Origin of the sequence: Pseudomonas sp. PGPPP4 (genome assembly GCF_002256045.1) — a bacterium.
Classification (GTDB): domain Bacteria; phylum Pseudomonadota; class Gammaproteobacteria; order Pseudomonadales; family Pseudomonadaceae; genus Chryseomonas; species Chryseomonas oryzihabitans.
The window spans coordinates 245,613-259,728 of record NZ_NKID01000006.1; the positions used below are offsets into that span (position 1 = coordinate 245,613).

Annotated in this window: 10 protein-coding genes and 1 pseudogene; 6 read left to right on the plus strand and 5 right to left on the minus strand. The window is 67.6% G+C overall.

The genetic code is table 11. The annotated features are described in order from the left end of the window. Positions 1–125: 125 nt before the first annotated feature. From CFE50_RS13505 to fadB, 3 genes are all read right to left on the minus strand, one after another. Positions 126–377 (minus strand): DUF1653 domain-containing protein, encoded by a 252-nt coding sequence (locus CFE50_RS13505; protein WP_027598370.1) that lies wholly within the window; start codon positions 375–377, stop codon positions 126–128. Positions 378–448: 71 nt separating this feature from the next. Beyond that, positions 449–1,627, minus strand: coding sequence for an acetyl-CoA C-acyltransferase FadA (gene fadA, locus CFE50_RS13510; RefSeq protein WP_286734273.1), 1,179 nt, complete (start codon positions 1,625–1,627; stop codon positions 449–451). 15 nt (positions 1,628–1,642) lie between these two features. Further along, positions 1,643–3,790 (minus strand): fatty acid oxidation complex subunit alpha FadB, encoded by a 2,148-nt coding sequence (fadB, locus tag CFE50_RS13515; protein WP_027598372.1) that lies wholly within the window; start codon positions 3,788–3,790, stop codon positions 1,643–1,645. 503 nt (positions 3,791–4,293) lie between these two features. On the opposite strand from fadB, the gene CFE50_RS13520 reads away from it, so the two are divergent. After that, the gene (locus tag CFE50_RS13520; RefSeq protein WP_183628608.1) at positions 4,294–4,734 is read left to right on the plus strand and encodes a universal stress protein; all 441 of its coding nucleotides are present in this window, start codon (positions 4,294–4,296) and stop codon (positions 4,732–4,734) included. An 18-nt stretch (positions 4,735–4,752) separates the two neighbouring features. Here CFE50_RS13520 and CFE50_RS13525 read toward each other — a convergent pair whose 3' ends face one another. After that, a complete protein-coding gene (locus CFE50_RS13525) occupies positions 4,753–6,663 on the minus strand; it encodes an ATP-binding cassette domain-containing protein (RefSeq protein WP_286734274.1) in 1,911 nt (636 codons plus the stop codon). A 220-nt stretch (positions 6,664–6,883) separates the two neighbouring features. On the opposite strand from CFE50_RS13525, the gene CFE50_RS13530 reads away from it, so the two are divergent. The 5 genes and pseudogenes from CFE50_RS13530 to phnE all read left to right on the plus strand — a co-directional run bounded on the left by CFE50_RS13530 (position 6,884) and on the right by phnE (position 12,254). Continuing rightward, entirely contained in the window at positions 6,884–8,812 is a 1,929-nt protein-coding gene (locus tag CFE50_RS13530; protein WP_286734276.1) for a transglycosylase SLT domain-containing protein, read from the plus strand. A gap of 198 nt (positions 8,813–9,010) precedes the next feature. Beyond that, positions 9,011–9,859 carry a putative selenate ABC transporter substrate-binding protein gene (locus CFE50_RS13535; RefSeq protein WP_007162378.1) on the plus strand — a complete coding sequence of 283 codons (849 nt, stop codon included), beginning with the start codon at positions 9,011–9,013 and terminating at the stop codon, positions 9,857–9,859. Beyond that, entirely contained in the window at positions 9,856–10,665 is an 810-nt protein-coding gene (locus tag CFE50_RS13540; RefSeq protein WP_286734277.1) for a phosphonate ABC transporter ATP-binding protein, read from the plus strand. Before CFE50_RS13535 ends, CFE50_RS13540 begins: the two co-directional genes overlap by 4 nt. Further along, positions 10,659–11,471 (plus strand): annotated as a pseudogene (locus CFE50_RS13545) (PhnE/PtxC family ABC transporter permease); the annotation flags it as partial. The gene CFE50_RS13540 and the pseudogene CFE50_RS13545, both read left to right, overlap by 7 nt. Positions 11,472–11,522: 51 nt before the next feature. Continuing rightward, the gene (gene phnE, locus CFE50_RS13550; protein WP_286734314.1) at positions 11,523–12,254 is read left to right on the plus strand and encodes a phosphonate ABC transporter, permease protein PhnE; all 732 of its coding nucleotides are present in this window, start codon (positions 11,523–11,525) and stop codon (positions 12,252–12,254) included. Between the two features lie 185 nt (positions 12,255–12,439). Here phnE and selA read toward each other — a convergent pair whose 3' ends face one another. Beyond that, positions 12,440–13,849: an L-seryl-tRNA(Sec) selenium transferase gene (selA, locus tag CFE50_RS13555; protein WP_286734278.1), complete on the minus strand. Its 1,410-nt coding sequence runs from the start codon at positions 13,847–13,849 to the stop codon at positions 12,440–12,442. Positions 13,850–14,116: the final 267 nt, after the last annotated feature.

Below are 14,116 nucleotides of genomic sequence, written 5' to 3' on the forward strand. Positions count from 1 at the left end.
AGCGATGAGCGAGCGAAAGGCGAGCGCCGGAACGGCGAATGGAGGACCAGAACGTCTTCAGTCTGGTGCGCCGGGGGCGGTCGGCCAACGCGGCACCGCTATATATAGTGGCGATGTCGGCAAGGTCAAGGCTGCGGCGTGGCATCCAGACCCAAGGGATCGGCTTCGACGCTGATCAGCGCGAAGCGCGGCACCTGCTCGCCATCGACCTGGACGCTCTCGCGAAACATGCTCAGAGGCCGGGCCCAGAGTCCGTATTCGCCGTACAGCGCCTGATAGATGACCAGCTCTTCCTCGGTCTCCGAATGCCGGGCCACGCCCAGTACCCGATACTGCTGACCCTTGTAGTGCCGGTAGAGTCCCGTCTGCAATGCCATGTTCCACCTCGAAAAAAGAAAACCGGGGCAGCCCTGGGGCGCCCCGGTCGGATGACGCACGCTGCGGCGGATCAGCGCAGGCGTTCGAACACCGTGGTGATGCCCTGGCCGAGACCCACGCACATGGTGGCCAGGCCGAAGGTGCCGTCATTCTGTTTCATGACATTTAACAGCGTGCCTGAAATTCTGGCGCCAGAGCAACCGAAGGGGTGACCCAGGGCGATGGCACCACCGTGCAGATTGACCTTTTCCTCCATCTTGTCGAGCACCTTGAGGTCCTTGAGCACCGGCAGGGCCTGGGCCGCGAAGGCTTCGTTGAGTTCGATGAAATCGATGTCGGCGATGGTCAGACCGGCGCGCTTGAGCGCCTTCTGCGAAGCCGGGACCGGACCGTAGCCCATGATCGCCGGATCGACACCGGCCACGGCCATGGCGCGGATCCTGGCCAGCGGCTGCAGGCCGAGGTCCTGGGCGCGCTGGGCCGACATGACCAGCATGCAGGAGGCGCCGTCGGTGATCTGCGAAGAGGTACCGGCGGTCACGGTACCGCCCTTGGGGTTGAAGGCCGGCTTCAGCGCCGCCAGGCCTTCGAGGGTGGTTTCCGGACGGATGGTCTCGTCCTGGCTGAAGACCTTGAGGAAACCGTTCTCGTCGTGACCTTCCAGGGGAATGATCTCGTCATTGAACTTGCCTTCCTGGGTGGCCTTCCAGGCCAGCTGGTGCGAGCGATAGCCGAACTGGTCCTGGGCCTCGCGGGTGATGCCGTGCATCTTGCCCAGCATCTCGGCGGTCAGGCCCATCATGCCGGAGGCCTTGGCGGCGTGCAGCGACAGCTGGGGATTCGGGTCGACGCCGTGCATCATGCCGACGTGACCCATGTGCTCCACCCCGCCGACGACGAAGACGTCGCCGTTGCCGGTCTGGATCGCCTGGGCGGCGGTGTGCAGGGCGCTCATGGAGGAACCGCACAGGCGGCTCACCGTCTGGGCACCGCTGGTGTGCGGGATGCGGGTCAGCAGCGACGCCATGCGGGCGATGTTCCAGCCTTGCTCCAGGGTCTGGTTGACGCAGCCCCAGATCACGTCTTCCACCTCGGCCGGATTGACCTGGGGATTGCGGTCGAGGACCGCGTCGATCAGCCGCGCGGACAGGGTCTCGGCGCGGGTGTTGCGGTGCATGCCGCCCTTGGAGCGGCCCATGGGCGTGCGGGCGAAGTCGACGATGACGACGTCTCTCGGATTCAGACTCATTTCTTTACTCCAGGCTCAACCGAAGAAGCGTTGGCCAGCGGCGGCCATTTCGCGGAGTTTGGGGGTCGGGTGATACAGCGGCCCGAGGTCGGCGTACTTGTCGGCCATGGCGACGAATTCGGCCACGCCCAGGCTGTCGATGTAGCGCAGCGCACCACCACGGAAGGGCGGGAAGCCGATGCCGTAGATCAGGCCCATGTCGGCCTCGGCGGCGCTCTCGACGATGCCGTCTTCCAGGCAGCGCACGGCTTCCAGGCACAGCGGTACCATCATCCGCTCGACGATCTCCTCGTCGGTGAATTCACGCTGCTCGTAGGTGACCGGTGCCAGCACCTCGGCCACGGCCGGGTCGGCGACCTTCTTCGGCTTGCCCTTCTTGTCGGTCTCGTAGACATAGAAGCCCTTGCCGTTTTTCTGGCCGAAGCGCTGGGCTTCGTAGAGGGCGTCCACCGCGGTCTTGCGGCTTTCCTTCATGCGCTCGGGGAAGCCCTCGGCCATGACGTCGCGGGCGTGGTGGGCGGTGTCCATGCCGACCACGTCCATCAGGTAGGCCGGGCCCATGGGCCAGCCGAATTTCTCCATCAGCCGGTCGACGCGCTGGAAATCGGCCCCCTGGGCCAGCAGCGCGGCGAAGCCGCCGAAATACGGGAAGAGGATGCGGTTGACCAGGAAGCCAGGGCAGTCGTTGACCACGATGGGGTTCTTGCCCATCTGGCGGGCATAGGCCACGGTGGTGGCGATGGCCTTCTCGCTGGTCTTCTCGCCGCGGATCACCTCGACCAGGGGCATCATGTGCACCGGGTTGAAGAAGTGCATGCCGCAGAAGTTTTCCGGGCGCTTGAGCGCCTGGGCCAGCAGGCTGATGGAGATGGTGGAGGTGTTGGAGGTGAGGATGGCGTCCTCGCGCACCTGGCCTTCCACTTCCGCCAGCACGGCCTGCTTGACCTTGGGATTTTCCACCACGGCCTCGACCACCAGGTCGACGCTCTTGAAGTCGCCATAGGACAGCGTCGGGCGGATGCGATTGAGCGCCTCGGCCATCTTCGCCGGCTCGAGGCGACCCTTCTCGACGCGCTTGTTGAGCAGCTTGCTGGCTTCGCTCAGTCCCAGTTCCAGGGCTTCGTCGCGAATGTCCTTCATCAGGATCGGGGTGCCCTTGAGCGCGGACTGGTAGGCAATGCCGCCACCCATGATGCCGGCGCCCAGCACGCTGGTCAGCTTGACCGGCGCGGCCTGCTTTTCCAGTACCTTGGCCTTTCGCTTGAGCGCCTGGTCATTGAGGAAGAGGCCGACCAGGCTGGCGGAGACCGAGGTCTGGGCCATCTTGGCGAAACCGGCGCCTTCGACTTCCAGCGCCTTGTCGCGGCCGTAGTTGGCGGACTTCTGGATGGCCTTGATGGCCTCCAGCGGCGCCGGATAGTGCGGACCGGCCTGGCTGGCGACGAAGCCCTTGGCCGATTCGAAGGCCATCATGGCTTCGATGGCATTGAGCTGCAGCTTTTCCAGCTTGGGCTTGCGCTTGGCGCGGTAGTCCAGCTCGCCGGCGGCGGCGCGGCGGACCAGGTCCAGGGCGGCGTCGAACAGGTGCTCGGGGGCGACCACGGCATCGGCCACGCCGACCTTGAGAGCAGTGGCGGCGTCGTTTTCCTTGCCGGAAGCGATCCACTCGATGGCATTGTCGCTGCCGATCAGGCGCGGCAGGCGGACGGTGCCACCCCAGCCCGGATAGATGCCCAGCTTGACTTCCGGCAGGCCGATGCGTGCCGCGGTGCTCAGCACCCGGTAGTCGGCGGCCAGGGTCATCTCGCAACCGCCACCCAGGGCGATGCCGCCCACGGCGGCCACGGTGGGCACCGGCAGGTCTTCGAAGTCGTTGAAGATGCGGTTGATCTCGGCGATGCCGGCCTGCAGCTCTTCGGTCGGTCGGCCGAACATCTCGACGAATTCGGTGATGTCGGCGCCGACGATGAAGACGTCCTTGCCGCTGGTGACGATGACGCCGCGCAGGCCGGCGTGGGCTTTCAGGGCATCCACGGCCTGGCGGAATTCGCGCAGGGTGATAGCGCTGAACTTGTTGACCGATTCGCCTTGGAGGTCGAAGCGAAGTTCGGCGATGCCGTCCTCCACGTCGCGCACCGAAAGGGCTTTGCCTTCGAAAATCATCAGCGGGTCTCCCTTGAGTCCTGGTCGCGAAGCAGGCGGCGGCTTGGGTGGAAGCCGAGAATCGCCAGCCCCGATATTGTTCTGTGGAGGGCACCGGCCGGGCCGGGGCGAAAATTCATACAACCGTTTGAACGGCTCGCACAACCTTCTGGCAAAAGCGGGCGCTTGTCAATTGGGACGCACGGGGAAAGCGCGAGCGGGGGTTCGCGTGGCGGGCGCTTGAGCTTGGCGCGCTTCTGTGCAAGATAGCCGTGGAGCTATCCCCGACTCCTGGAGTCGAAACTACAAGTGGGCAGGGGCTTGGCTGAAAAGTCGCCGAACGAAGGTCAGGCAAGGCGAAAATCGGCGAGGAAGCGGAGTTTACGAAGGGTAAATGAGCATTCCGAGCTGATTTTTAACGCCGCCTGACCGAGTGCAGGCACCTTTCGGCCATTGCCTAGAGCCTGCGAATCGAGCGCCAGCCGCGGTACGGTCTGGCGCCCCATCATGAAGGAGAGATGTGTATGGCCTACCAACACATATTGGTTGCCGTCGACCTGACCGAAGATTGCCAGCCGGTGATCCGTCGCGCCGTGGCCATGGGTCAGTGCTGTGGCAGCAAGGTGTCGCTGGTGCACGTGGTCGAGCCCATGGCCATGGCCTTTGGCGGTGACGTGCCCATGGATCTGTCGTCGCTGCAGCAGCAGCAGATCGAGCAGGCCCGCGAGCGACTGGATGGCTTCACCACCCAGTACGCCGAGCTGGCCGGCAATTGCGTGCTGGCCTATGGGCAGCCGCGCCAGGAGATTCACCGCATGGCCAAGGAACAGGGCTGCGACCTGATCGTGGTCGGCAGCCATGGTCGTCACGGCCTGGCGCTGCTGCTGGGCTCGACGTCCAACGATCTGCTGCACGGCGCGCCCTGCGATACCCTGGCGGTCGCCCTGAAGAAAGACAAGGCGTGATCCCGTGGCCGGGCTGGATTACTCCAGTTCGGCCCAGCGCTCGATGAGGCGATCCAGTTCGGCCTGCAGCGCGTCCATGCGGGCGAGCTTGGCCTGGGTGACCTCGTTCGGCAGCTGATAGAAGCCTGGATCGGCAATGGCGGTCTGCAGGGCCTCCAGCTCGATCTCCGCGGTTTCGATGGCGCCCGGCAGGGCGTCCAGCTCACGCTGCTCCTTGTAGCTGAGCTTGCGCTTGGCCGGCGCGGCGGCAGCGGCCACGGGTGCCGCGGCGGGCGCGGGTTCGGCCTTGGTCGGTGCCGGCTTGCTGTCTTCCCGGGTCTGCACGCCGAGCAGGCGCGGCGAGCCGCCCTGGCGTAGCCAGTCCTGGTAGCCACCGACGTATTCGCGGACCCGCCCTTCCCCTTCGAACACCAGGGTGCTGGTCACCACGTTGTCGAGGAAGGCCCGGTCGTGGCTGACCATCAGCACGGTGCCCTCGAAACTCAGCAACACCTCTTCCAGCAGCTCCAGGGTCTCGACGTCGAGGTCGTTGGTGGGTTCGTCCAGCACCAGCAGGTTGGCTGGCTTGCTGAACAGCTTGGCCAGCAGCAGGCGCGCGCGCTCGCCACCGGACAGCGCCTTGACCGGCGTGCGGGCACGCTGGGGGCTGAACAGGAAGTCGCCCAGGTAGCTCAGCACATGCCGATCCTGGCCGTTGATGGTGATGAATTCGCGACCCTCGGCGAGGTTGTCGATCACCGTCTTTTCCGGTTCCAGTTGCAGGCGCAGCTGGTCGAAATAGGCGATCTCCAGCTTGGTGCCGTACTGGATCTTGCCGGCGGTGGGCTGCAGGTCACCCAGCAGCAGCTTGAGCAGGGTGGTCTTGCCCGAGCCGTTGGGACCGAGCAGGCCGATGCGATCGCCGCGCTGGATCAGCAGGGTCAGGTCGCGGATCAGGGGCTCGCCGCCGGGATGGGCATAGCTCATGTGCTCGGCGAGGATCACCTGCTTGCCGGACTTGTCGGCGGTTTCCAGCAGCAGATTGGCCTTGCCCTGGCGCTCACGGCGCTCGCTGCGCTCGTTGCGCATGGCCTTGAGCGCACGGACCCGACCTTCGTTGCGGGTACGGCGAGCCTTGATGCCCTGGCGGATCCAGACTTCCTCCTGGGCCAGGCGCTTGTCGAACAGGGCGTTGGCGGTCTCTTCGGCGGCCAGCTGCTGCTCCTTGTGCACCAGGAAGCTGGCGTAGTCGCCCTGCCAGTCGATCAGGTTGCCGCGATCCAGTTCGAGGATGCGGGTGGCCAGGGCCTGGAGGAAGGCACGGTCGTGGGTGATGAACAGCACGGCGCCCGGATAGCCGCGCAGGGCGTCTTCCAGCCAGGCGATGGCGCCGATGTCCAGGTGGTTGGTGGGTTCGTCGAGCAGCAGCAGATCCGGCTCGGCCACCAGCGCCTGGGCCAGCAGCACGCGCCGCCGCCAGCCGCCGGAGAGTTCGGCGAGGGTCTTCTCCGCCGGCAGCTGCAGCCGGCTCAGGGTGCTTTCCACCAGTTGCTGCAGGCGCCAGCCATCGCGGGCCTCCAGCTCCTGCTGGACGTGCATGAGCCGCTCCATGTCCAGTTCGCCGCTGGTGTCCTGGGTCAGGTGGTGGTACTCGGCGAGCAATTCGCCGACGCCGGCCAGGCCCGCGGCCACCACGTCGAACACCGAGCGGTCGTCGGCGCGCGGCAATTCCTGCGGCAGTTCGCCGATCTTCAGCGCCGGGGCGCGCCAGACCTCGCCGTCATCGGCCTGCTGCTCGCCCTTGACGATGCGCAGGAGGCTGGATTTACCGGTGCCGTTGCGGCCGATGATGCATACCCGCTCGCCCCGCTCGATCTGCCAGGACACCCCGTCCAGCAAGGGGGTGACGCCAAAGGCCAGGGATACGTTGGTGAACTTGAGCAGCGCCATGGGTTTCTCCGCGAAAAAGGCCAGCCAGTCTAGCAGAGACGCCTGCCCCGGCGCCGGTCGACACGAGCCGGCGAAACGCCCGGACCGCCCGACGGCAGGCCATGGCCGACGCTTTCGCCGCCTGGCGCCGGCACGTAAGCTAGACTGCCCCGTGACGGTCGGCCGCTTGCCTTGCGCAGCGCGCGCCGCCCCCTCCGCATCCAGCTTTTACGGAATTCCCATGCGCGGTCGCCTGTTCGTCATCCTGCCCCTGCTCCTCGCTCCCCTGATCGGCTCCACCACCTCGCAGGCCGCTCCCCTGGAGCAGCAGCGGCAACTCTACGACCAGGCCAAGGCGGCGCTGGACCGCGGCGACGCCAGTGTCTACCTGGCCAATCGCGGTGAATTGCGCACCTATCCGCTGGAGCCCTACCTGGCCTATGACGAGCTGATCAAGCGCGTCCCCGGGGCGAGTGACGCCGAGATCGAGACCTTTCTCGCCGAGCACGGCGATCTGCCGCAGTCCAACTGGCTGCGCCTGCGCTGGCTGCGCAGCCTGGCCGATCGCGGCGACTGGAATCGCTTCGAGAAATACTATTCGCCGGACTTCAACTTCACCGAGCTGGACTGCCTGCACGGCCAGTACCTGATCGCCCAGGGCAATGCCAGCGAGGGCTTCAAGCTGGCGGAAAAATACTGGCTGGTGGGCAAGGCCCAGCCGACCACCTGCGATGCTCTGTTCCAGGCCTGGGCGGCGCGCGGACAGCTCACCGAGGAGCGGGTGTGGGAACGCGCCAAGCTGGCCGCCGACAAGGGCGAGTACGGCCTGGTGCGCACCCTGTCCGCCCAGCTGCCAACGCTGTCCGGCCAGGCCCAGCGGCTGATCGACGTGGCCCAGAAGCCGCAACAGATCGCCAATGTCCAGGCCTTCGCCCCGGCCAGCGAAAGCCTCGCCGACGTGGTCGGCCTGGGCCTGCGCAAGCTGGCGCGCCAGGACCCGGAACAGGCCATGAGCCTGCTCGAGGTCTACAGTCAGCGCATGCCCTTCACCCGCGACGAAAAGGTCGCCATCGCTCGCCAGATCGGCCTGACCCTGGCGAAGAATTTCGATCCCCGCGCCCTGCCGCTGATGGAGCGCTATGACCCCGAATTGCGGGACGACGACGTCAGCGAATGGCGCGCCCGGCTGCTGCTGCGCCTGGGTCGCTGGAGCGATGCCCATGCGCTGATCGAGCGCTTTCCGCCGAGCCTGGCCAAGGCCAACCGCTGGGAATACTGGCGCGCCCGCACCCTGGAGCTGATGCAGCCGCAGAGTCCGGCGGTGCTGCGCGAATACGCCGAGGTCAGCCGCGAGCGCGACTACTACGGCTTCCTTGCCGCCGATCGCAGCAAGGCGCCCTATCAGCTCAACAACAAGCCGCTGATGCTCAGCGACGCCCTCAAGCGCAAGGTGCGCAACACCCCCGGCGTGCAGCGAGCCCTGGAATTCATCGCCCGTGGCGAGCCGATCAACGCCCGTCGCGAGTGGTTCTATGTCAGCCGTCACTTCAACCGTGACGAACTGGTGGCCCAGGCACGCATGGCCTACGACATGCAGTGGTACTTCCCGGCGATCCGCACCATCAGCCTGGCCAAGTACTGGGACGACCTGGACATCCGCTTCCCCATCGCCTATCGCGAGAGCTTCGTGCGCGAGGCCCAGACCCGCGGTCTGCACAGCAGCTGGGTGTTCGCCATCACCCGCCAGGAGAGCGGCTTCATGGCCGATGCACGCTCCGGGGTGGGCGCCATGGGCCTGATGCAGCTGATGCCGGCCACCGCCAGCCATACCGCCAGCAAGTTCGCCATTCCCCTGGCCTCGCCGCAACAGGCGCTGACCCCGGAGAAGAACATCCAGCTGGGCACCGCCTATCTGTCCATGGTCCATGCCCAGTTCAACGGCAACCGGGTGCTGGCCTCGGCGGCCTACAACGCCGGTCCCGGCCGGGTGAAGCGCTGGCTGACGGGCGCCCGCCACCTGGCCTTCGATGTCTGGGTGGAGACCATTCCCTTCGACGAGACGCGCCAGTACGTGCAGAACGTGCTGGCCTATGCGGTGATCTACGGGCAGAAGCTCAATTCGCCGCAACCCCTGGTGGACTGGAACGAGCGCTTCTTCGACGAGACCTGAGTGCTCGCCGACCCGTCCTGACACCACCGCAGCGGACTCGCACGCCGGGTCGCGTCCGCTGCATAGCCGCTTCCCAGAGCCGTCACGCCTTTCCGAGGCTGCATCCTGCCAGGCCTGCCGCCTCGTGACGGCTGCGCAAAACAGCGCCACCCCCTATACTGCAGCCCCTTTTTTTCCGCTATTGAACCGGAGAAACCCATGCTCAAGCGTTCGCTGGCCCTGGCAGCAGGCCTGGCCCTGTCCCTGACTTCCCTGCTCTCCCACGCCGCCGACGAACTGCGCGTCTCGGCCATTCCCGACGAGGCGCCCACCGAGCTGATCCGCAAGTTCAAGCCGCTGGGTGAATACCTGGAGCAGCGCCTGGGCATGCCGGTGAAATTCGTCCCGGTGTCCGACTATGCCGGCGTGGTGGAAGCCATGGCCTCGGATCGCCTGGACCTGGCCTGGTTCGGCGGTTTCACCTTCGTCCAGGCGCAGCGCAAGGCGCCGATGACCCCCCTGGTGCAGCGCGCAGAAGATCAGCAGTTCACCAGCAAGTTCATCACCGCCGACCCGGCCGTGAAGACCCTGCAGGACCTCAAGGGCAAGACCTTCGCCTTCGGTTCGGTCTCTTCCACCTCGGGCAGCCTGATGCCGCGCTACTTCATGCAGCAGGACGGCATCGTCCCCGAGCAGTTCTTCTCGCGGGTGGCCTATTCCGGTGCCCATGACGCCACCGTCGCCTGGGTCGCCGCGGGCAAGGCCGATGCCGGCGTGCTCAACGCCTCGGTGTGGAAGAAGCTGGTCGACGCCGGCAAGGTCGACACCAGCAAGGTCCGGGTCATCTCCACCACCCCGGCCTACTACGACTACAACTGGACGGTGCGCGGCAATCTGGATCCGCAACTGGCGGCCAAGATCAAGCAGGCCTTCCTCGACCTGGATCCGGCCAAGCCGGCCGACAAGGCGATCCTCGACCTGCAGGCGGCCAGCCGCTTCGTGCCGACCTCGCCGGACAACTACAAGAGCATCGAGGCTTCCGCCCTGGCGGCCGGCCTGCTCAAGTGAGTCTCGCCCTCAGGGGCGTGACGCTGGTACACGCCGACGGCTCGCCCGCCCTGGCCGATCTCGACCTCAACCTGCAACAGGGCGAGCAGGTCGCGCTGATCGGTCCGTCCGGGGCGGGCAAGACCAGCCTGCTGCGCCTGCTGGCCACCGGGCTGCAGCCGCTCGCGGGTGAGCTGGAGCTGCTCGGCCAGCAGCCCTGGAGCCTGGGCAACCGGGCGCGGCGCCAGTTGCGCGCCCGCATCGGCCTGATCCACCAGGCGCCGCCCTTGCCGGCGCGCCAGCGCGTCATCACTGCGGTGCTGGCCGGACGTCTCGGCCAGTGGTCGCTGGCGCGCAGCCTGGTCAGCCTGGTGCATCCGCTGGATCGCGCCGGCGCCGCGGCGGCCCTGGCGCCGCTGGATCTCGCCGATCGCCTCTACGCCTCCTGCGATCAGCTGTCCGGTGGCCAGTTGCAGCGCATCGGCATCGCCCGGGCGCTCTACCAGCAGCCGCAGCTGCTGCTCGCCGACGAACCCGTGTCGGCCATGGACCCGGTGCTGGCCGCCCATACCCTGGAGGTGCTGAGCGACGCCGCGGCGCGCCAGGGCACCACCCTGGTCACCAGCCTGCACAACGTCGAACTGGCGTTGCAGCGCTTTCCGCGCATCCTCGGTCTGCGGGCCGGGCGGCTGCTGTGGGACAAGCCCGCCAGCGCGGTCACCCCGACCGATCTCGCCGCGCTCTATGCCAACGAGGGCTTGAGCACCACCCTCAAGCCTGCCGCCCCGGCCCCGGCCGAGACGCCGCTCGACCTGCCGCGATGCTGACCTCGCCTCGCCAAGACCCGGCCGCCCGGCCCCGGCTGCTGCTCACCCTGCTGGCCCTGCTGCTGGCCTGGCCGACGCTGCGCTTGGCGGAATTCGATCTGCTGGGTCTCTTCACCGGCGATAACGCCCGCACCATGGGCAACTTTCTCGCCGGCTTCTGGCCGCCCGCCCATGACGCCGACTTTCTCGCCGTGCTCGGGCGCGCCACCCTGGAAACCCTGGCCATCGCCACCCTGGGCATGGCCCTGGCGGCGCTGATCGCCCTGCCCGCCGCCCTGCTCGCCACCCGCGTGCTGTCGATCTCCGCCCTGCCCCGCGGCGGACGTCCAGGCCGCCTGCCGCGCCTGCTCCGCGGACTGGTGCGCGGGGTGCTGATCGTCCTGCGCAGCGTGCCGGAGATCGTCTGGGCGCTGCTGTTCGTCCGCGCCGTGGGCCTGGGTCCCACCGCCGGGGTGCTGGCCATCGCCATCACCTACGGCGGCATGCTGGGCAAGGTCTATGCGGAAATCTTCGAATCGGTCGATCCCCGCCCGGCGCGGGCCCTGCTGCTGCAGGGCGCCAGTCGCCTGCAGGCCTTCGTCTATGGCGTGCTGCCCAACGCCGCGGGCGAGATGATTTCCTACAGCGTCTATCGCTGGGAGTGCGCCGTTCGCGCCTCGGTGGTGATGGGCTTCGTCGGCGCCGGCGGGCTCGGCCAGCAGGTCGATCTGTCGCTGCGCATGTTCGCCGGTGGCGAGGTGGCCAGCCTGCTGCTGACCTTCCTGGTGCTGGTGCTCCTGGCCGATGTGCTCAGTCGCCTGCTGCGCCAGGTGGAGCGTGGTCAGGGCCGGGGCCGGGGCGCTCTGACGGTGCTGGCCATGGGCGCCGCCCTGGTGGCGTCCGCCAGCTACCTGGGCACCGCCTTCGGCGAATTGCTGAGCGCTCGCGCCCTGGCGCAGATGGGCAGCTTCCTGGCCGACTTTCTCCAGCCGGACTTCTCCCTCGCCCAGCTGTCGGCCGTGGCCCACGGCGCGGTGGAAACCCTGGCCATGTCGGCCCTGGGTACCCTGCTCGCCGGGCTGCTCGGCATCCTGCTGGCGCTGCCGGCGGCCGGTCGCCTTGGCCTGGGCGCCCTGGCGCTGGCACGGCTGCTGCTCAATGCCCTGCGCGCCGTGCCAGAACTGGTCTGGGCGGCGCTGATGGTGCTGGCCGCCGGCCTGGGACCCAACGCCGGCACCCTGGCGCTGGCCCTGCACACCGCCGGGGTGCTCGGTCGGCTGTTCGCCGAAGCCCTGGAAAACACCCCCAAGGCGCCGGCCGAAGCCATTCGCCTGGCCGGCGGTGGCGCGCTGGCGGCCTTTCTCTACGGCACCCTGCCGGCGGTCTGGCCGCAGTTGCTGGCCTATCTGCTCTATCGCTGGGAAAACAATATCCGCATGGCCAGCATCCTCGGCTTCGTCGGCGCTGGTGGCCTGGGGCAGCAGCTGTACTTCAGCCTGAGCCTGTTCCAGCAGGCCCAGGCCGCCACCGTGATCCTCGGCATGCTGGTGCTGGTGCTGGGCGTGGATGTGCTGAGTAACTGGGCCCGGCAGCGCTGGGTCGTTCGTTAGAGCCTATTCAAAGGCTGTTGCGCGTCGGCCAAACAGCGTTGAAAAGACCCTGGAAGGCCAGCCCCGCCGGAATGCTCATTTACTACTCGTAAACCCGAGCGCGGGTCCGATCCGCTTCCTCAGGTCTTTTCGCGGGGCCGCCGAGGCCTTGTTTGGCTCTAGCTCGCGAGCCTTTGAACAGGCTCTTAGCGAATCTCCGGCAGCAGCAGCGCTGGCAATTGCGCGAGAAAGGCGGCTTCGTCGTCGAGCTGGCGCAGGTCCAGCCAGAGCGCATCGGCGTCGATGCGCCCTACCACCGGGATGGGTAGCTGGCGCAGACCCTCTTCCAACTGTCGCAGGGCGCGCCCACGCAGGCGCTTGCTGACCTGGGGGCGACAGCACAGCGCCGCCCCAGGCAGGCGGGCAACCGGCTGGGCGCCACTGCCGATCATGCCCAGCGCCGGCTCCACGCTGACCGCATAGGTCGTGCCCAGCACGGCGGCGAAGGCCGGCAGCAGCCGCTCGGCCTGGGTGGTGATGGCCTCGGCCGGGCGCGACAGCAGGCGCAGGCTGGGCAACCGCTCGGCCAGTCGATCCGGATCGCGATAGAGCGCCAGGGTGGCCTCCAGGGCGGCCAGGGTCAGCTTGTCGACCCGCAACGCCCGCTTGAGCGGATTCTTCTTGATGCGCTCGATGAGGTCGCGGCGACCGACGATGAGGCCGCACTGGGGGCCGCCGAGCAGCTTGTCGCCACTGAAGGTCACCAGGTCGGCGCCGTCGCGCAGGGCCTGCTGCACCGTGGGTTCGGCGGGCAGTCCCCAGCGGGTCAGGTCCACCAGGGTGCCGCTGCCCAGGTCTTCCAGCAGCGGCACGTTATGGGCGCGGGCGATGGCGGCCAATTCAGCCGTGGCCACGCTGGCGGTAAAGCCCTGGACGCTGTAGTTGCTGGTATGCACCCGCATCAGCAGCGCGGTGCGCGGGCCGATGGCGGCTTCGTAGTCGCGGGCATGGGTGCGGTTGGTGGTGCCCACCTCCACCAGCTTGACCCCGGCGCGGGCCATGATGTCGGGGATGCGAAAGGCGCCACCGATCTCGATCAGCTCGCCACGGGACAGCACCCCTTCCTTGCGCGCCCCTAGGGCATGCAGGGCCAGCAGGACCGCCGCGGCGTTGTTGTTGACCACCGTCACCGCCTCGGCGCCGGTGAGTTCGCGCACCAGCTCGGCGACCAGATCGTCGCGATCGCCGCGCTTGCCGGTGGCCAGGTCGAACTCCAGATTCATCGGCTGACGCGCGGCCTCGACTACCGCGGCGATGGCCTCTTCCGCCAGCAGCGCCCGCCCCAGGTTGGTGTGCAGCACCGTGCCGGTGAGGTTGAACACCCGCCGCACCCGCGGCTGGCTGTGCAACGCCAGGCGCTCGCCCAGGCGACCGGCCAGCACGCCCTCGTCCACCTCCACAGCGGTCAGGGTGCCGGCTCTCAGGGCCTCGCGCAGATCGTCCAGCAGCGAGCGATAGCCGCCAAGGACCTGCTCGCGACCATGGCGCTCCTCCAGCGGACGCGAAGCGGGATGGCGCAGCAGGCGGTCGATGGACGGCAGGCGGATGGCGGTCATGGGAGCCTCTTGGGTCGAGTCGACCCCCAGTGTAGCCCGAACCCGCGGCGGGTCGACCAGGCGCGCCGGACGGCCACAGGGCTGGCCCGCCCTGGACTGAGGTGGCCTGAACCCGGACCCGGGGCGTCCGGAAATGACCCCCGGGTTCCCGGTTTGCCGCGTGCCAGAGCCCGTCCTAGGATGGTTTCGCGGGCTCTTCCCAGGCGCCTATCGCGATCCTGGCGTGGAGAGCCCTGGCCACCACGTCCACCTCACGACAATAACAAA